The following is a 16,715-nucleotide window of genomic DNA, read 5'->3' on the forward strand; positions in this document are numbered from 1 at the left end:
TGCTAAGGTCCCGCCCGCTTTTGAAGTTTCTTCGAGGAGAGAGAATATGAGCATCAAGCGCATCAACGCCGGCGCCCGCATGAGCAGCGCCGTGGTCCATGGCGACACGGTCTATCTCGCCGGCCTCACCGCCGACGACGCCAAGGCCGACGTGAAGGGCCAGACCAAGCAGATCCTCGACAAGGTCGACAAGTTCCTGGCCGAGGCCGGCACCGACAAGTCGAAGGTGCTGTCGGCCAACATCTGGCTGACCGACATCTCGACCTGGAGCCAGATGAACGAAGTCTGGGACGCCTGGGTTTCCCCCGGCAACGCCCCGGCCCGCGCGACGGTCGAAGCCAAGCTCGCGGCTCCGGGTCTCTCGGTCGAGATCATGATCCAGGCCGCCAAGTAAGGCGCGTCTGCTTCAAGAGAAAGGGCCGGCATTCGCCGGCCCTTTTGCTTTTTCGGGCGCTGTCTTGACGCAATTGCCCGGCGTCGGCTTCTATCCGCCCGTACTCTGGGGAGAGGGTAGATGGTGGTGAAGAGCGTACTCGCGGGCCTGTGCCTGGCGGGCCTGTCGTCGATGGCGCTGGCGCAGGGCGGCCCGCAGCCTTACGGCAAGGGCTTCGACAGCTGGGCGTTCACGCGGACGAAGGAGCAGAGCGGCGTCACGAACTGCCGCGGCTTCCGCCGCGTCGGCGGCCGGGACGACATCCTGGCGATGCGCACCGACGGCCACTCCTATCTCAGCGTCCGCGCCGAGGGCCGCAAGGGCAAGTTCCCCAATTCCATCGTCGTTCCCCTGCGTGAGCCGGCGAACGGTATGCAATGGGATCTGCTGGTCGAGGCCGACGGGAAGCGCATGTGGATGATCCTGCCGCCGGCGGCGATCGAGACCATTGCCGCCAAGGGCGGCTACAGCGTCCTGCTGGGCGGCAGCGAGGATCGCGACGACGTCGATCTCGGCAAGAGCGCCCCCGCCGCCTGGAAGCGCGTCAAGGAATGCATCGTCGCCTCGGGCGGGTGAGTCTTCTTCGCGTCATTTGCTTCCCCATTCAAATGGGGAAGTGCCCCGTTTTACGGGGCGATGGGGTCATGAGTGTCGCGAACGTCATGACCCCTCCGTCGGCGTGAGACGCCGCCACCTCCCCATCTGAATGGGGAGCAATCCTAATTGATCGGGCCGATGATCTTGCCCGGGTTCATGATGTTGTCCGGGTCGATCGCCTTCTTGATCGCGCGCATCAGCGACATCGCCTCGCCGTGCTCGGCGTAGAGATACTTGATCTTGCCGATGCCGACGCCGTGCTCGCCGGTGCAGGTGCCGCCGAGGTGCTGGGCGCGGGCGATCATGCGGTCGTTGAGGCCTTCGGCGCGCGGCAGGTAGGTCGGGTCGTTCGGGTCGACCATCATGGTGAGATGGAAGTTGCCATCACCGACATGACCGACGATCGGCGCGTAGAGGCCGTTGGCCTGGATGTCCTTCTGCGTCTCGAGGATGCATTCGGCGAGCTTGCTGATCGGCACGCAGACATCGGTCGCCCACATGCCCCAGCCCGGCTTGTAGGCCTTGGCGGCCCAGGCCGCGTCGTGGCGGGCCTGCCACATCTTGCTGCGTTCCTCGGCCTGGTTGGTCCAGGCGAAGTCGCCGCCGCCATGCTCGGCGGCGATGGCCTGCACCATCTCGGCCTGCTCCTTGGTGCCGGCCTCGGTGCCGTGGAATTCGAGCAGCAGCAGGTTCTTCTGCGGCAGCGTGAGCTTGGAGTACTGGTTCACCGTGTCGACGGTGTAGGTGTCCATCAGCTCGATGCGCGCCACCGGGATGCCGGACTGGATGGTCTGGATCACCGTGTTGACCGCGCCCTCCAGCGTCTCGAAGGCGCAGGTTGCCGCGACCATCGATTCCGGCGTGCCGTAGAGGCGGAGCGTGATCTCGGTGATGACGCCCAGCGTGCCCTCGGAGCCGACGAACAGCTTCACCAGGTCGTAGCCCGCGCTCGACTTCCGCGAGCGGCGGCCGAGCTGCATGATCCGCCCGTCGGGCGTGACGACCTGCAGCGACAGCACGTTCTCGCGCATCGTGCCGTAGCGCACGGCGTTGGTGCCGGAGGCGCGCGTGCTGGTCATGCCGCCGATCGAGGCGTCGGCGCCGGGATCGATCGGAAAGAACAGGCCGGTGGCGCGCAGGTATTCGTTGAGCTGCTTGCGGGTGACGCCGGGCTGCACGACCACGTCGAGGTCGGCCTCGTTGACCTGCAGCACCTTGTTCATGCGGCTGACGTCGAGCGAGATGCCGCCGTTGGGGGCGCTGATATGGCCCTCCAGCGAGGTGCCGGTGCCGAACGGGATGATCGGGGTCTTGTGGCGGGCGCAGAGCTGGACGATCTGCTGCACTTCCTCGGTCGATTCGGCGAAGACCACGGCGTCGGGCAGGTGCGCTTCGTGATACGAAATGTCCTTGCCGTGCTGTTCGCGGACGGCGTGCGCGGTGCTGACCCGGTCGCCGAACAGCGCCTTCAGCTCGGCGATCGTGGCATCGACGTTGAGGGCTTTCGCCTGGGCCGCTACAGCCATGTTCGTTCTCCTAGCGTAAGCCGTTTGGATACGCTCAAATGGGGCCAAAGCCAACCTGAGGAAACCGCCCCATGCGCGACGTCTACATGATCGGCGCCTACACGACCGTCTTCAAGAAGCACCCGGGCCTCAGCTTCGGCGACCTCGCCCGGGAGGCCTATATGGGAACCCTGGCCGATGCCGGCATGGAAAAGGGCAGCGACATCGAAACCGGCTGGCTGGGCAATTGCGGCATGGGCTTCTGGGGCCAGAACTCGATCCGCGGCCAGGCGCTGTTCCAGCCGCTGGTCGAGGAGGGGCTGTTCCCCGAGCGCGTGCCGATGTTCAACGTCGAGAATGCCTGCGCCACCGCCTCGACCGCCTTCATGGGCGCCTGGAAGGACGTGCTGGCCGGCACGCACGAGCTCACCTTCTGCCTGGGCGTCGAGAAGCTGTTCAGCCCGGAGGCGCCCGAGCGCACGGCGGGCCTTTTCAACCAGGGCTACATCACCAGCCAGCACGACCGGCTGGTCGAGGAGATGAACCGGGTGGGCAAGATGGTCGGCTCCGAGTTCAAGCCGGGCGATGACCGCACCATCTTCATGGATACCTACGCCATGCAGGCCAAGTGGCACATGTGGAAGTACGGCACGACCCAGGCCCAGATCGCGGCCGGCGCCGCCAAGAACCACAATTACGGGGCGCTCAACGAGAAGGCGCAGTACCGTTTCCAGATGACGCCGCAGTCGGTGATGGAGGACCGCCCCGTGTCGTTCCCGCTGACCCGCGCCATGTGCGCGCCGATCGGTGACGGCGCGGCGGCGGCGCTGCTCTGCTCGAAGGAGTATCTCGACGGGCTGCCCAGGGAAGTGCGGGACCGCGCCGTGAAGATTGCGGGCGTCGGCTTCTCGGGCGGCATGTACCGCAACCTCGACGCGCCGGGCCTGACGCGCGCGGCCGCGGACAAGGCCTACAGGATGGCGGGGCTGGGGCCGGAGGACATCGACGTTGCCGAGGTCCACGACGCCACCAGCTTCTGCGAGATCTACCAGTGCGAGATGCTGCGCTTCTGCCCCGAGGGCGAGGGCGGCAAGTTCGTCGAATCGGGCGCCACCGGCCCCGGCGGCAAGCTGCCGGTCAATACATCGGGCGGCCTCGTCTCCAAGGGCCATCCGGTCGGCGCGACCGGCCTGTCGATGCTGGCCGAGCTCGCCACGCAGCTGCGCGGCGAGGCCGGCGAGCGTCAGGTGAAAGGCGCCGAAGTCGCGCTCGCCGAGAATGGCGGCGGCGTGATCGGCATGGAAGAGGCCGTGGCCTCGGTCGTAATTCTCAAGAAAGAGTAGAGGACAGACATGACAATCCGCTTCGACAATCGCGTCGCCATCGTCACCGGCGCGGGCAACGGACTGGGCCGCGCCCACGCGCTGCTGCTGGCCAGCCGCGGCGCCAAGGTGGTCGTGAACGATCCGGGCGGCGCGGTCGACGGCCGTCCCATCAATACAGGCGGCGGTGGTCACGCCGCGGCCGACAAGGTGGTCGACGAGATCAAGGCGGCCGGCGGCATCGCCGTCGCCAACTACGATTCCGTCGCCGAGGCCGCGACGGCCGCCAACATCGTGAAGACCGCCGTCGATGCCTTCGGCACGGTCGACATCGTCGTGAACAATGCCGGCGTCCTGCGCGACAAGACCTTCCACAACATGACGACCGAGGATTTCGAGTTCGTCGTGAAGGTCCACTTCCTCGGCACCGCCTATGTGACGCACGCCGCCTGGCCGATCCTGCGCGCCAAGGCCTATGGCCGCATCGTCGTGACCTCTTCGAACTCGGGCATCTACGGCACCTTCGGCCAGTCCAACTATGGCGGCGCCAAGCTCGCGGTCGTGGGCTTCATGAATGCGCTGCGCCTGGAAGGCCAGAAGTACAACATCATGATGAACGCGCTGGCGCCGATCGCGGCCACGCGCATGACCGAGAGCCTGATGACGCCCGAGGCGCTGGCCAGGCTCAGGCCCGAGTTCGTCTCGCCGATGGTCGCCTTCCTGTGCAGCGAACAGTGCCAGCGCACCGGCGACATCTGGAGCGCCGGCGCCGGCACCTTCGCGCGCATCGAGTATCGCGAGGCCGAGGGCCTGCGGATCGACGGCCGCGCGCCGACCATCGAGGACGTGGCCGACAATATCGAGAAGATCGCCGACGTCTCGGCCAGCCGCGTCTTCCGCACCTCCGGTGAGGAAGTCGCCGCCGTCGTGAGCGGCTCCTGAGCGGCGAGGCGTCTCCCGCCATCGCACCGGCAGCGGATCGGCTGCTGCCGGTTGCGAAGTGGCTGATGCGGGAAGGCCGGCTCATCAGGAGGCCGGACGCCTTCATCGAGCAGCTGATGAACCGCGTGCTCGAGGCTGGCGTGCCGGTCTGGCGAATGTATGTCGGCCTCCAGCTCGTCCATCCGCAGCTCCAGGCGATGGGCTATCTGTGGCGGCGCGGCGAGCGCGTCGAGTCGATCACACGCGCCTACGGCGTGCAGTTCACCCCGGCCTATATCGGCAGCCCGATCCAGGAAGTGCGTGAAGGGGGAGCGCCGGTCCGCTACCGGCTGGATCGCCTGACTGAGCGCCACCATCACGTGCTGCACGAGGTGAAAGACGGCGGCGGCACCGATTACTTCTCGCTGCCGATGCACATCCGACGCGACGGGCCGCTGCCGGTCGTGGCCTTTGCGACCGACCGCAAGCAAGGGTTCAGTGACGCCGACATCGACGATCTGACGCGCCTCGTCGACATGATGGGCGCGGTGACGGAGATGCACATCGAGGAGAGTGTCGCCCAGACCGTTGCCGAGACCTATCTCGGCCGGCAGGTCGGTCAGCGCATCCTGCACGGCATGATCCGCCGCGGCGACGGCGAGGAGATCCGGGCGGTGCTGTGGTTCTCCGACCTGCGCGACTTCACCGGCCTAAACGAGCGCCTGCCGCCCGATCAGGTGCTCGAACTGCTGAACAACTACTTCCAGCTGGTGGGCGACGCGCTCTCCAAACACGGCGGCGAGATCCTGAAGTTCATTGGCGATGGTGTGATGGCCTATTTCCCGGCCGAGGATGCGCTGTTCATGCCGATGGTGACGGCGGCCGCGCTCGATGCCGCGCGCCAGCTGATCGCCGATGCCGAGGCCGCCAACGAGGCGCGCGCTACGGCCGGCGCTGAGCCGATGAAGTTCGGCATCGGCCTCCATGTGGGCACCGTGACCTTCGGCAATATCGGTACCGAGGACCGGCTCGACTTCACCGTCATCGGCTCCGCCGTCAACCGCGCCTCGCGGCTGGAGGGTCTCACCAAGGCCCTTGGCGTCCGCGTCTGCGCCTCCGCCGAATTCAATGCCGATTGCCCGCGCCCGATGAAGTCGCTCGGCAAACACCGCCTGCGCGGTGTGCGAGATCCGGTGGAGATCTTCACGCTGCCGGACTAACTCCTTCCCCATTCAGATGGGGAAGTGCCCCGTCTTACGGGGCGATGGGGTCATGGGCGTTGCAAGCATATGACCCCTCCGACGGCGCAAGGCGCCGCCACCTCCCCATTTGAATGGGGAGGAGAAGAGGAAGATCAGACCTTCGTCTTCCAGCCTTCGATCCAGGCCAGCGCTTCCTCGTCGGGCAGGGGCTGTTCGGAGGCGTCGATTTCGAGACGGTCGCCGACCTTCCGGGCGCCGCACCGCTCCAGCGCCTGGTCGACCTTCTTGCCGCCGCCGCAGAACGTGTCCTGGTAGGTCATGTCGCCGAGGGCAATGACGCCGTAGCGATGGCCCGATAGGTCGGGCTTGTCGCGCTCGAGCGTCTCGACCAGCGGCAGGATGTTGGTCGGGATGTCGCCCGAGCCGTGGGTCGCGCAGACCGCGAGGAGCACGTCGTGCGCCTGCAGGTCGGCGGCGGTCGCGGCCTTGTCGGTGACGTCGACGGCGTGTCCGGCACTCGCCAGCACGGGTTGCAGCGCGTCGGCCACCATCTGGGCATTGCCCGACTCGGTGCCGACCAGGATCAGGATTGTGGCCATGCTCCGGGATACGGGACCGAGTGCCGCGATGCGACGCGACCGGATGGCGCGGCAGATTCGGCCATGCCAGTCTTGCCACCATGGAAGAAACGCCCGTTCTGTCCGCCCTCGAGGGCGGTGTCCTGACCCTGACGCTCAACCGCCCGCAGCGCCTGAACGCCATGAGCCATCAACTGATCGATGCCATGAATGCCGAGCTGAAACGCGCCCGCGAAGACGACGCGGTGCGTGCCGTGCTCCTGACCGGCACCGGCCGCGGCTTCTGCGCCGGCGCCGACCTGGCGGGCGGCGGTCCTGGTGATGCGGGGGCGTCGGGGCCGCGCGACGTCGGCGCCGCAATGGACCGCATCTTCAACCCCATGATCCGCGCCATGCGCGACCTGCCCAAGCCGATCGTGGCCGCGGTGAACGGCGTGGCGGCGGGCGGCGGCGCCAACCTGGCGCTGGCCTGCGATATCGTGATCGCCGCGCGCTCGGCGCGGTTCGACCAGGCCTTCGTGCGCATCTCGCTGATCCCCGACCTCGGTGGCACCTGGTTCCTGCCGCACACGGTGGGCGATGCCCGCGCCCGGGCGCTGGCGATGCTCGGCGCCTCGGTGCCGGCCGAGGAGGCCGCACGCATGGGCATGGTGTGGCAGGTCGTCGACGATGCGGCCCTCATGGACGAGGCCGGCAAGATCGCAGCTAAGCTCGCCACCGGCCCGACCCGCTCCTATGCCGCGATCAAGGGCGCGATCAACGCGGCCGCCACCAACACGCTCGACCAGCAGCTCGACCTCGAACGCGACCATCAGCGCGAGCTCGGCAAGAGCGAGGATTTCAAGGAGGGCGTCGCCGCCTTCCTCGCCAAGCGCGCCCCCAATTTCACCGGACGTTGAGAGACGAAGAATGACCTACGAGAAGATCCAGATCGCCAAGGAAGACGGTCTCGCCACCCTGACGCTGAACGCGCCGGACCGGCTGAACGCCGTGTCGCGCAAGATGATCGGCGAGCTGAAGCAGTGCTGGGAAGAGCTTGCCGGCGACGCCTCGGTGCGCGCCGTGCTGCTGACCGGCGCGGGCCGCGGCTTCTGCGCCGGTGCCGACCTCGCCGACCCCGACCGCGCCAAGGGCAACACGTCGGATTCGGGCGAGGCGCTCGACAAGTTCTTCAATCCCGTGATTCGCCTGATGCGCAGTGTGCCCAAGCCGATCGTGGCGGCGGTGAACGGCCCGGCGGCCGGCGTCGGCATGAGCTTCGCGCTGGCCTCCGACATCGCCATTGCGGGCAAGTCGGCCTCGTTCCTCCAGGCCTTCGCGCGCATCGGCCTGCTGCCCGACGGCGGCAGCACCTGGTTCCTGCCGCGCCTGGTGGGCGAGCAGCGGGCGCGGGCGCTGGCCATGCTGGCGCCGCAGATCAGCGCGCAGCAGGCCAAGGACTGGGGCCTGATCTGGGACGTGGTCGAGGATGCCGACCTCATGAAGACGGCGGGCGACCTGGCGCGCCGCCTCGCGGACGGGCCGACGATGTCGCTCGCCCGCATCAAGGAGGCGATGAACCGCGCCAGCAGCAACACGCTCTCCCAGCAGCTCGACGTCGAGCGCGACTTCCAGCGCGAGCTGGGCAAGAGCGAGGATTTCAAGGAAGGCGTCGCGGCCTTCCTGGCCAAGCGCAAGCCCGCCTTCAAGGGCAAGTAAGAACGACAAGAACCACGGGAGAGACCGCCATGACGACGCCGTTCAAGGAGATCACCTCGGGCCTCAAGTTCCCCGAGGGCCCGGTGGCCATGCCGGACGGCTCGGTCATCCTGGTCGAGATCGCGCGCGAGACGCTCACGCGCGTCATGCCGGACGGCAAGCAGCACATCATTGCCAAGCTGGGCGGTGGCCCGAACGGCGCGGCGATGGGCCCCGGCGGCAAGATCTACGTGACCAACAATGGCGGCTTCAACTGGATCGAACGGCCCGACGGCCGCCTGTTCCCCGGCACGGCGCCCGCCTCGTACAAGGGCGGATCGATCCAGGTGGTCGATCCGGAAACCGGCAAGTATGAGACGCTGTACGACAGCTGTGACGGCCGCAAGCTGAACGGTCCCAACGATCTGGTGTTCGACGATGCCGGCGGCTTCTGGTTCACCGACCTCGGCAAGACGCGCGACTACGACAACGATCGTGGCGCCGTCTATTACGCCAAGGCCGACGGCTCGAAGATCGAGCAGAAAGTGTTCCCGCTCGAGCGGCCCAACGGCTGCGGCCTCTCGCCGGACGGCAAGACGCTCTACGTCGTGGAGACGCCGACCGCGCGCCTCTGGGCGTTCGATCTGTCGTCGCCGGGTGTCATCAAGGACGCCAACGGCCCCTATCGCGGCGAGAAGGGCCGGGTGGTAGCCGGTCTCGGCGGCTACCAGATGTTCGATTCGCTGGCTGTCGATTCCGCCGGCCACGTCTGCGTCGCGACCCTGATCACCGGCGCCGTCTCCGACATCTCGCCCGACGGAAAGTCGGTGACGCAGCACAAGCTGCCCGACCCGATGGTCACCAACGTCTGCTTCGGCGGGCCGGACCTGCGCACCGCCTACGCCACGCTCTCGATGACCGGCAAGCTCGTGAGCTTCGAATGGCCGCGTCCCGGCCTGAAGCTCGAGTATCTGAACAAGTAGGGCCTCAAGCCAAGCGCTCAAACCGGTCAGCCGGTCGGCACCGCGCTCTCGATCGCCGCGAGCGCCTTTGCGGCGTCGGCCTCGTTGTCGGGCTCGAGCGTCTCGCCGCTCCAGTCAACGATCTTGATGGGTGACTCGAGATCCCCTCCGGCATAGGTCTGCCGCACGATCTCGATGATCTCCAAGAGGTTCCGCGGCGTGTAAGGTCCCTTGCGGCCGTTGACCGTGATCTCCTGATTGAGCCGCTCCAGCAGCGAGATATGGAGGGCCTCGCCGATCGTCGTATCGCGACGATCGTAGGACACGGCCTCCTGCCGCCAGCCGGGTTTGGCAATCGGACGATTGGCCAGCGCGCGCAAGGCGAAGGGAAACAGCTTGTATGGGAGCGTGCGCGCGTCGTGCTGGCCCAGCAGGGAGCCGCCGGTGCCGGCATCCCGCCACTTGGCCCTGGCACGGTCGATGGGGAAGTCCGGGCAATGGACAGCCAGCCGCTTCAGCATCCAGTCGAGCGTGACGTCATCGAGAGAGACCAGCTCGGGCTCATTGCGCCGGCGTTCGGCCGACACGTAGCCGCCGCCTATGTCGGCATGGGCGCCGGGAAACCAGACCTGCTCGACCTTGCCCTTCAGCTTCTTGAAGCGGGGCCTGCGCCAGACGGCGGCACTGAACGGCCGGCGATGCTCGTCCACCGCCATCGCCTGCAGGTTCACTTCGGTGATCGATGAAAGCTCGACGTCGTGGAAGCCGTATTTCTCCCGATTGAGCCTTGAGAACCACCAGGCGAAGGGAATGCCGAGCGCCCCGACCGTGTCGAAGACGCCGAGGCACTTCACGCGGACTTCCGCGCGGTCATGCACCAGCCCGTCGAGCTGCACGCTCACGGCCGGCACCCTGTCGGCCGGCGGCGTGCGGTAGTTGCCCCAGGCCAGTGCCTCGTTCTTGCGGCTGCAGTTCTCGCGGGTCAGCAGGCCGGAGGCGCCAATGTATCCCACCAGCGAGCGCGCGGTGTAAGCGCCGCGCGAGAAGCCGAAGACGTAGAGGTCGCAGCCCTTCTCGTAGTGATAGGACAGGAACTTGTAGGCACGGCGGATATTGTCGTGCAGGCCGATGCCCAGCACGCCGCCCTTGAACCTGTCGAAGGCACCCGTGCCGACGCCGCGCTGGTAGAGGACGATGTTCTCCTGGCCGTCGGTGACGTAGCCGTGCGTGAGCTTGCCGATCGTGGCGGCGGTTTCGGTGGATGTCTCCCGCAGCGTCCGGACGATGAGGTCCTCGAGCCGGACGATGTTGGTGTCGTTGTCTCCGGCCGCCGGATCGTTCCACGTGCCGTCGAGCAGCAGGATGATGCGCTTCTTCCGGGCGGCAGGCGTGCCCGCCGCCCTCTCTGTCGTCGACATTCGTCGTTCCCCGCAGGTGAGAGGGGAACTACATCATCAATTACCGGGCGCGACCACATCACCCGTCGATGCAGGGGCGCATATCAGCCCTTGGTCTGTCCCCGCACGTCGCGGCTGGCGACGACCTTGCCGGCGGAATAGGCCTCGTGGTTGGCATCGACGTCGGAGAGCTTGTAGCGGTAGTTCACCATCATCCCGTAGGACTGCTTGAACCCGTTGGCGCTGGTGTCGCCCAGCCAGTTCAGCCGCTCGACGACGGCGCCGTTGCCGAGATGGAAGTGCGCCACCCGGTCGAGCGCGCGGCCCTTGTCGGTGGCGGTGAGATAGACGGCGGCGAGCCGCGTCAGGATCGGGCGAAGCGCCTTGTCGATCGCCGGCACCTCCCACCAGCTGGGCCGGGCCAGCAGCTTGAGGACGGCCGCGGCGCCGTAGGCGTCGTCGATGACCGGCCCAAGCGAGGCGATCTCGCTCTGGGTGAGGGCGCCTTCGCCTTCGGTCTTGAACCGGTGCTCGACATGCTGGCGAAGGCCCGGGATCGGCGACAGGGTGGCGAAGTCCTTGATGTTGGGCAGGTCGCGCGAGAGCTGGTCGGCGACGCGCTTTATCAGGAAGTTGCCGAAGCTGATGCCCGCCAGGCCCTGCTGGCAGTTCGAGATCGAGTAGAAGATCGCGGTGTTGGCGCGCTTGGGGTCGTGCGTCTCGTCGCGCGCGTCGAGCAGGCGCTGCACGTTGCCGGCCATGCCGTCGACCAGCGCCACCTCGACGAAGATCAGCGGCTCGTCGGGCATGCGCGGATGGAAGAAGGCGAAGCAGCGGCGATCCGAATCGAGCCGGTTCTTGAGGTCGCGCCACGAGCGGATGGCGTGGACCGCCTCGTAGGTCACGAGCTTCTCCAGCAACGAAGCAGGCGAGGCCCAGTCGATGCGTACGAGATCGAGGAAAGCCACGTCGAACCAGGCGCCCAGCAGCGAGCGCAAATCCTCGCTCAGCGCCTTGGCTGCGGGATCGCTGCGTCCGAGAGCCAGCAGCTCGGCGCGCAGGTCGACCACGAACTTCACGCCCTGCGGCACGCCGACGAACTCGCGCAGCAGCCGCACTGCCGGCGGCTCCAGTTCGCGAAGCAGCGTCCTGGCAGGGTCCTTGCCGGCGCGCCAATGGTCGACAGTCTTCATCGCGGCCTCGCGCAGCAGGCCGTAGTCGCGCGCCAGGGTCAGCAGGAATTTCTTGCGGCCGGCGGCCGTGAGCGACAGGTAGGCCTGTCCCAGTTCGGCGGCCCGGCCGCGACGCGCCGTCTCGCCGCCCTTGCCTTCGAGGCAGGCGTCGATGCGGCTCTTCAGCCGCGGGATGTCGTCGTCGGGAAGATCGGGCCGGAGCGGCGCGCCCACCGCCTCGCGGGCGCCGCGGGCGGTGTCGATGAAAGCGGTGCGAAGTCGTTCGAGGGTACGGTCGACGGTATTGGAGAAGAGCAGGGCCATTCGCGGATTATGTCACAGCAAACGTGGCACTCCAGTGGCGGCAGATGAACGCGCCTTCATGTCATTGTCGCGCCGTCATGAAGACGGCAGGTCGAGCACGCGCCAAAGGTACCAGCTCGCCACCGTGCGATAGGGCCGCCACTTCTGGCCTGCCTTCTCCAGCGCTTTCGGTGACAGCAGTGCGCGCTTGTGGAACGCCTTCGCATAGGCCTTGCGTAAACTGTAGTCGTCGAGCGGCAGCACGTCGGGGCGGCCGAGGCGGAACATCAGGAACATCTCGGCGCTCCAGCGGCCGATGCCCCGGACCTTCACCAGGCGCTCGATCAGCTCGGCGTCGGGGATCGCCTGCGCCTCGTCGAGCGTCGGCAGTTCACCGCCCTCGACGCGGCGCGCCAGGTCCTGCACGGCCAGCACCTTGGCGCGCGACAGGCCGCAGCCGCGCAAGGCCTCGTCCGGTGTCTTCAGGATCTGCGGCGGCGTGAAGCCGTCGGGTGCGTCGGGATAGAGCGCCTCGACCCTGCCGTAGATGGTGGCCGCCGCCTTGTTGGAGAGCTGCTGGTAGACGATGGCTTCGGCCAGCGCGCCGAACAGGCTGCGCGAGTGTTTCAGCTCCATGCGGAACGGGCCGACCGTCTCGATGATCGCGGCCAGCCTCGGGTCGGCAGCCCTGAGATGCGCGACGGCTTTCGCGGGCTTGAAGGGAAAGCCGCTCATCGGGCCGCGAACAGAGGGCCCGCGCCGACTTCCGGCGCTCCTTCGATCTCGAGCATGCGGCGCTTGGTCGAGACGCCGCCATTGGCCGAGAAGCCGCCCATCTTTCCGTCGGCGCCCAGCACGCGATGGCAGGGCACGATGATGGCGATGGGGTTCCTGCCCAGCGCCTGGCCGACCTCGCGCGAGTCGTGCGGCACGCCGAGGCGTTTGGCGATCTCGCCATAGGTCATGGTGCGGCCGGGCGGGATGGTGCGCGCCACCTCATAGACCTTGCGGTGGAACTCGGGTGCGGCCTCGAGATCGAGCGGGATGTCGGCAAGATCGACGGCGTCGCCCGCCAGCAGCGCCTGCACGCGATCGAGCGCGCGCTGCACGCCGGCCGGCACGGCGTCCGCCTCGACGGCACCGGGCCAGCGCCGCTTCACGCGGGCGCGCGTGGCATCGGCGGTCGGCTCGGGCAGTTGAAGACCCGCGATGCCGCGGCCGCTCCAGGCGATGGCGCAGGGGCCGATCGGCGTGTCGAACAGGGCAAATCCTGGGGCGCTCATGCTGAACCTTCCTGCCTAACCGGTCATCCCGTCAAGTCGGGAGAACCCACAGCTAGCCGTCATCAAACTTGCATCGACAACGGCTAGCGTCGGACGGTCGATATTGAGCCGGAGTCGATTGTTTGATCTATCCGCGGGCCGAGAGCCATTCGATCCTGAAGCAGGCGGTGCGCCGTCATAAGGTGCTGTCCCGCGAGGGACTCCTGGAGAAGCTGTTCGAACGGCTGTTCCGCGGTCTGGTCTACGCCCAGATCTGGGAAGATCCCGAGATCGATCTCGAGGCGATGGCGCTCACGCCGGATTGCCATGTCGTGGCCATCGCTTCGGGCGGCTGCAACATCCTGTCCTATCTCACCGCCGATCCGGCGCGCATCACCGCCGTCGATCTCAGCCGCGCCCATGTGGCGCTCAACCGGCTGAAACTCACGGCGGCGCAGAAGCTGCCGGACTGGTCGGATTACTATCGCTTCTTCGGCGCCGCCGACTCGCGCGCCAATCCGGGTGTCTACGACCGCGAGATCGCGCCTCATCTCGATGTCGAGAGCCGCGCCTACTGGGAGGGCCGCAGCCTGCACCGGGGCGGCCGACGCCGCATTTCGATCTTTGCGAAGAACGCCTACCGTCACGGCGTACTCGGCCGCTTCATCGGCGCGGCGCACGTCGCCGCGCGCGCCTACGGCGTCGACTTCGGCAAGCTCCTCGCCGCGCGTACGATCGAGGAGCAGCAGCGCTTCTTCGACACGGTGCTGGCGCCGCTGTTCGACAAGCCGGCCGTGCGCTGGGCCACCTCGAACCGCCTGTCGCTCTATGGCCTGGGCATTCCGCCCGCGCAGTACGAGGCGCTGGCCGGTGGCCGCGACATGGGCTCGGTGCTGCGCGACCGGGTCGAGCGGCTGGCCTGCGGCTTCAGCCTCGACGACAACTACTTCGCCTGGCAGGCCTTCGGCCGCGCCTATGCGCGAGACGCCAGCGGGCCTTTGCCGCCCTATCTCCGGCAGGAGAATTTTGCCGCGGTGAAGCGCGGCGCCGAGCGCGTCGACGTCATGAACCGCTCGGTGACGGATTATCTCGCCTCCTGTCCCGCCGGCTCGCGCGACCGCTACGTGCTGCTCGACGCGCAGGACTGGATGACCGATGCGCAGCTCAATGCACTGTGGGCCGAGATCACGCGCACGGCGCGGCCGGGCGCCCGCGTGATCTTCCGCACCGCCGCCGAGCCCTCGCTGCTGCCGGGTCGCGTCGCGCCCGCCCTGCTCGACCAATGGCATTACGAGGCCGAGGCGTCGTGCGCCTTCACCGCGCGCGACCGCTCGGCCATCTATGGCGGCTTCCATCTCTACGTGCTGAAGCCGTGAGCACGACCCTCGCCAATGCCGGTCTCATGGACCGGATCTATCGCCGCCAGCGCCACGTCTACGATCTCAGCCGTAAATACTACCTGCTGGGCCGCGACCGGCTGATCGACGGTCTCGCGCCGCCGCCGGGCGGTCGCGTGCTGGAGATCGGCTGCGGCACCGCGCGCAACCTGATCGCCGTGGCGCATCGCCATCCCGCCACGCCGCTGTTCGGCATCGACCTGTCGCTCGAGATGCTCGACACGGCACGCCGTCGCGTCGAGCGCGAAGGACTGGGCGGCCGCATTCGCCTCGCCCATGCCGATGCGACGCGCTTCGACCCGGCGCTGCTGTTCGGCGTGCCGGGCTTCTCGCGCATCTTCTTCTCCTACACGCTGTCGATGATCCCGGAATGGGAGAGGGCGCTGGCGCAGGCGACCATGTGGCTGCAGCCGGGTGGCGAGCTGCATCTCGTCGACTTCGGCGGCCAGGAGCGGCTGCCCCGCTGGTTCCGCGGGGGCCTGCGCCACTGGCTCTCGCTGTTTCACGTCATCCCGCGCGACGCGCTGGAGGCCGCCCTGGCGCAGTTGCCGGCCGATATCGAGGTCCGGAACTTCGAGCGACCGCATCTCGGCTACGCCCAGTACGCCGTCTGCCGCCGCGCGCCCTAGTCCGCCATCCCCGCAAAGACATGGCGCCCCTGTTCCAGGGGCATCGCGCGGGGCATTGGCAACCGCCCGCGGCGGGTGCTAACCCGGCACCAACGATTGCCTGTGTCGGGAGTACCCAAGATGACTGAAGCCTTCATTTGCGACGCGATCCGCACCCCCGTCGGCCGCTACAACGGCGGCCTGGGCGCCATGCGTGTCGATGACCTGGCGGCCCATCCGATCAAGGCGCTGATGCAGCGCAATGCCAATGTCGACTGGGGCTCGGTCGACGACGTCATCTATGGCTGCGTCAACCAGGCCGGTGAGGACAACCGCAACGTCGCCCGCATGGCCGGGCTGCTCGCGGGCCTGCCGGTCGAGGTGGCGGGCGCCACCGTCAACCGTCTCTGCGGCTCCGGCCTCGAAGCGGCGGGCCATGCCGCCCGCGCCGTCAAGCTGGGCGAAGCCGACCTGATGATCGCCGGCGGCGTCGAGGGCATGACCCGCTCGCCCTACGTGATGGGCAAGCCCGAGGGTGCCTTCGATCGCTCGATGAAGCTCGAGGACACGGTGCTGGGCTGGCGTTTCGTCAATCCGCGCATGAAGGCGGCCTATGGCGTCGACCCGATGGGCCAGACCGCCGAGAACGTCGCCACCGAGCACCAGATCAGCCGCACCGACCAGGACGCCTTCGCCTATCGCAGCCAGCGCCGCTGCAAGGCCGCGCAGGACCGCGGCTTCTTCGAGCGTGAGATCGTCAAGGTCTGCGTGAAGAAGGGCAAGACCGAGGTGATCGTCGAGAAGGACGAGCATCCGCGCGGCGACACCACGATGGAGACCCTGTCGAAGTTGTCGGCGGCGTTCCGCGACGGTGGCTCGGTGACGGCCGGCAACTCGTCGGGCCTGAACGACGGCGCCTGCGCCATGATCATCGCCTCGGAAGCTGCCGCGCGCGCCAACGGCCTGACGCCGCGCGCCCGCATCCTGGGCACCGTCTCGGCCGGCGTGCCGCCGCGCGTCATGGGCATCGGCCCGGTGCCGGCGACGCAGAAGCTGCTGGCCAAGCTCGGCATGACCATCGGCGACTTCGACACGATCGAACTCAACGAGGCGTTCGCCGCCCAGGCCTTGGCCGTGCTGCGCCAGCTGGGCCTCGCCGACGACGCCGAGAACGTCAACCCGAACGGCGGCGCGATCGCGCTCGGTCATCCGCTGGGCGCCTCGGGCGGCCGCCTGATGATCACCGCGCTCAACCAGCTCGAGGCCACCGGCGGCAAGCGCGCGCTCGCCACCATGTGCATCGGCGTCGGCCAGGGCATTGCGCTCGCGCTGGAGCGTGTCTGAGGTCTCGACACCGAGACCTTTTCTGAGGCGTGCGG

At 67.8% G+C, this 16,715-nt stretch carries 17 protein-coding genes; 11 read left to right on the forward strand and 6 right to left on the reverse strand.

Annotated elements, in window-relative coordinates; genetic code table 11:
• Positions 1–46: 46 nt before the first annotated feature.
• Complete coding sequence (locus ACQY78_RS22980; RefSeq protein WP_298310115.1) at positions 47–394, forward strand: RidA family protein; 348 nt, start codon at positions 47–49, stop codon at positions 392–394.
• Between the two features lie 120 nt (positions 395–514).
• The gene (locus tag ACQY78_RS22985; RefSeq protein WP_428679206.1) at positions 515–1,009 is read left to right on the forward strand and encodes a hypothetical protein; all 495 of its coding nucleotides are present in this window, start codon (positions 515–517) and stop codon (positions 1,007–1,009) included.
• A 143-nt stretch (positions 1,010–1,152) separates the two neighbouring features.
• Here ACQY78_RS22985 and ACQY78_RS22990 read toward each other — a convergent pair whose 3' ends face one another.
• The gene (locus ACQY78_RS22990; RefSeq protein ID WP_428679209.1) at positions 1,153–2,556 is read right to left on the reverse strand and encodes an FAD-binding oxidoreductase; all 1,404 of its coding nucleotides are present in this window, start codon (positions 2,554–2,556) and stop codon (positions 1,153–1,155) included.
• 71 nt (positions 2,557–2,627) lie between these two features.
• On the opposite strand from ACQY78_RS22990, the gene ACQY78_RS22995 reads away from it, so the two are divergent.
• The 3 genes from ACQY78_RS22995 (at position 2,628) to ACQY78_RS23005 (ending at position 5,998) form a co-directional block, all read left to right on the forward strand.
• The gene (locus ACQY78_RS22995) at positions 2,628–3,878 is read left to right on the forward strand and encodes a thiolase family protein (RefSeq protein ID WP_428679212.1); all 1,251 of its coding nucleotides are present in this window, start codon (positions 2,628–2,630) and stop codon (positions 3,876–3,878) included.
• A 9-nt stretch (positions 3,879–3,887) separates the two neighbouring features.
• Positions 3,888–4,799 (forward strand): SDR family NAD(P)-dependent oxidoreductase, encoded by a 912-nt coding sequence (locus ACQY78_RS23000; RefSeq protein ID WP_428679214.1) that lies wholly within the window; start codon positions 3,888–3,890, stop codon positions 4,797–4,799.
• Positions 4,800–4,864: 65 nt separating this feature from the next.
• On the forward strand, positions 4,865–5,998 hold the full coding sequence (locus tag ACQY78_RS23005) for an adenylate/guanylate cyclase domain-containing protein (protein ID WP_428679217.1): 1,134 nt from the start codon (positions 4,865–4,867) through the stop codon (positions 5,996–5,998).
• A 134-nt stretch (positions 5,999–6,132) separates the two neighbouring features.
• Here ACQY78_RS23005 and ACQY78_RS23010 read toward each other — a convergent pair whose 3' ends face one another.
• A complete protein-coding gene (locus ACQY78_RS23010; protein ID WP_428679220.1) occupies positions 6,133–6,579 on the reverse strand; it encodes a flavodoxin domain-containing protein in 447 nt (148 codons plus the stop codon).
• A gap of 80 nt (positions 6,580–6,659) precedes the next feature.
• On the opposite strand from ACQY78_RS23010, the gene paaG (ACQY78_RS23015) reads away from it, so the two are divergent.
• Genes paaG (ACQY78_RS23015) through ACQY78_RS23025 form a run of 3 tightly spaced genes read left to right on the forward strand, consistent with a single transcriptional unit; the run spans position 6,660 to position 9,218 of the window.
• A complete protein-coding gene (paaG, locus tag ACQY78_RS23015) occupies positions 6,660–7,457 on the forward strand; it encodes a 2-(1,2-epoxy-1,2-dihydrophenyl)acetyl-CoA isomerase PaaG (protein ID WP_428679223.1) in 798 nt (265 codons plus the stop codon).
• Positions 7,458–7,467: 10 nt separating this feature from the next.
• Positions 7,468–8,256, forward strand: a complete 789-nt coding sequence (gene paaG, locus ACQY78_RS23020) for a 2-(1,2-epoxy-1,2-dihydrophenyl)acetyl-CoA isomerase PaaG (RefSeq protein ID WP_428679225.1) — start codon at positions 7,468–7,470, stop codon at positions 8,254–8,256.
• Positions 8,257–8,285: 29 nt separating this feature from the next.
• Positions 8,286–9,218: an SMP-30/gluconolactonase/LRE family protein gene (locus ACQY78_RS23025; RefSeq protein ID WP_428679228.1), complete on the forward strand. Its 933-nt coding sequence runs from the start codon at positions 8,286–8,288 to the stop codon at positions 9,216–9,218.
• 26 nt (positions 9,219–9,244) lie between these two features.
• Here the strand turns inward: ACQY78_RS23025 and ACQY78_RS23030 are convergent, their stop codons facing one another.
• The 4 genes from ACQY78_RS23030 to ACQY78_RS23045 all read right to left on the reverse strand — a co-directional run bounded on the left by ACQY78_RS23030 (position 9,245) and on the right by ACQY78_RS23045 (position 13,352).
• Positions 9,245–10,615: a DUF2235 domain-containing protein gene (locus ACQY78_RS23030; RefSeq protein ID WP_428679230.1), complete on the reverse strand. Its 1,371-nt coding sequence runs from the start codon at positions 10,613–10,615 to the stop codon at positions 9,245–9,247.
• A gap of 83 nt (positions 10,616–10,698) precedes the next feature.
• Entirely contained in the window at positions 10,699–12,090 is a 1,392-nt protein-coding gene (locus ACQY78_RS23035; protein WP_428679233.1) for a malonyl-CoA decarboxylase domain-containing protein, read from the reverse strand.
• A 75-nt stretch (positions 12,091–12,165) separates the two neighbouring features.
• Positions 12,166–12,804, reverse strand: coding sequence for a DNA-3-methyladenine glycosylase family protein (locus ACQY78_RS23040; protein ID WP_428679235.1), 639 nt, complete (start codon positions 12,802–12,804; stop codon positions 12,166–12,168).
• Positions 12,801–13,352, reverse strand: a complete 552-nt coding sequence (locus tag ACQY78_RS23045) for a methylated-DNA--[protein]-cysteine S-methyltransferase (protein ID WP_428679238.1) — start codon at positions 13,350–13,352, stop codon at positions 12,801–12,803. Before ACQY78_RS23045 ends, ACQY78_RS23040 begins: the two co-directional genes overlap by 4 nt.
• A 125-nt stretch (positions 13,353–13,477) precedes the next feature.
• On the opposite strand from ACQY78_RS23045, the gene ACQY78_RS23050 reads away from it, so the two are divergent.
• The 3 genes from ACQY78_RS23050 to pcaF all read left to right on the forward strand — a co-directional run bounded on the left by ACQY78_RS23050 (position 13,478) and on the right by pcaF (position 16,680).
• Entirely contained in the window at positions 13,478–14,707 is a 1,230-nt protein-coding gene (locus ACQY78_RS23050) for a DUF3419 family protein (protein ID WP_428686466.1), read from the forward strand.
• On the forward strand, positions 14,704–15,357 hold the full coding sequence (locus tag ACQY78_RS23055; RefSeq protein ID WP_428679241.1) for a class I SAM-dependent methyltransferase: 654 nt from the start codon (positions 14,704–14,706) through the stop codon (positions 15,355–15,357). The genes ACQY78_RS23050 and ACQY78_RS23055 overlap by 4 nt, the downstream gene beginning before the upstream one ends.
• A gap of 120 nt (positions 15,358–15,477) precedes the next feature.
• Positions 15,478–16,680: a 3-oxoadipyl-CoA thiolase gene (pcaF, locus tag ACQY78_RS23060; protein ID WP_428679243.1), complete on the forward strand. Its 1,203-nt coding sequence runs from the start codon at positions 15,478–15,480 to the stop codon at positions 16,678–16,680.
• Positions 16,681–16,715: the final 35 nt, after the last annotated feature.

Origin of the sequence: Reyranella sp., from assembly GCF_965279625.1 — a bacterium.
Lineage (GTDB): Bacteria > Pseudomonadota > Alphaproteobacteria > Reyranellales > Reyranellaceae > Reyranella.

What these genes read in the sequence shown, in the direction of transcription:
- pcaF (WP_428679243.1), top strand. Translation starts at nt 15,478, where the DNA reads ATGACTGAAGCCTTCATTTGCGACGCGATCCGCACCCCCGTCGGCCGC.
- ACQY78_RS23010 (WP_428679220.1), bottom strand. Translation starts at nt 6,579, where the DNA reads ATGGCCACAATCCTGATCCTGGTCGGCACCGAGTCGGGCAATGCCCAG.
- ACQY78_RS22985 (WP_428679206.1), top strand. Translation starts at nt 515, where the DNA reads ATGGTGGTGAAGAGCGTACTCGCGGGCCTGTGCCTGGCGGGCCTGTCG.
- paaG (WP_428679225.1), top strand. Translation starts at nt 7,468, where the DNA reads ATGACCTACGAGAAGATCCAGATCGCCAAGGAAGACGGTCTCGCCACC.
- ACQY78_RS23000 (WP_428679214.1), top strand. Translation starts at nt 3,888, where the DNA reads ATGACAATCCGCTTCGACAATCGCGTCGCCATCGTCACCGGCGCGGGC.
- ACQY78_RS22990 (WP_428679209.1), bottom strand. Translation starts at nt 2,556, where the DNA reads ATGGCTGTAGCGGCCCAGGCGAAAGCCCTCAACGTCGATGCCACGATC.
- ACQY78_RS23045 (WP_428679238.1), bottom strand. Translation starts at nt 13,352, where the DNA reads ATGAGCGCCCCAGGATTTGCCCTGTTCGACACGCCGATCGGCCCCTGC.
- paaG (WP_428679223.1), top strand. Translation starts at nt 6,660, where the DNA reads ATGGAAGAAACGCCCGTTCTGTCCGCCCTCGAGGGCGGTGTCCTGACC.
- ACQY78_RS23005 (WP_428679217.1), top strand. Translation starts at nt 4,865, where the DNA reads ATGCGGGAAGGCCGGCTCATCAGGAGGCCGGACGCCTTCATCGAGCAG.
- ACQY78_RS22995 (WP_428679212.1), top strand. Translation starts at nt 2,628, where the DNA reads ATGCGCGACGTCTACATGATCGGCGCCTACACGACCGTCTTCAAGAAG.
- ACQY78_RS23025 (WP_428679228.1), top strand. Translation starts at nt 8,286, where the DNA reads ATGACGACGCCGTTCAAGGAGATCACCTCGGGCCTCAAGTTCCCCGAG.
- ACQY78_RS23040 (WP_428679235.1), bottom strand. Translation starts at nt 12,804, where the DNA reads ATGAGCGGCTTTCCCTTCAAGCCCGCGAAAGCCGTCGCGCATCTCAGG.
- ACQY78_RS23030 (WP_428679230.1), bottom strand. Translation starts at nt 10,615, where the DNA reads ATGTCGACGACAGAGAGGGCGGCGGGCACGCCTGCCGCCCGGAAGAAG.
- ACQY78_RS23035 (WP_428679233.1), bottom strand. Translation starts at nt 12,090, where the DNA reads ATGGCCCTGCTCTTCTCCAATACCGTCGACCGTACCCTCGAACGACTT.
- ACQY78_RS22980 (WP_298310115.1), top strand. Translation starts at nt 47, where the DNA reads ATGAGCATCAAGCGCATCAACGCCGGCGCCCGCATGAGCAGCGCCGTG.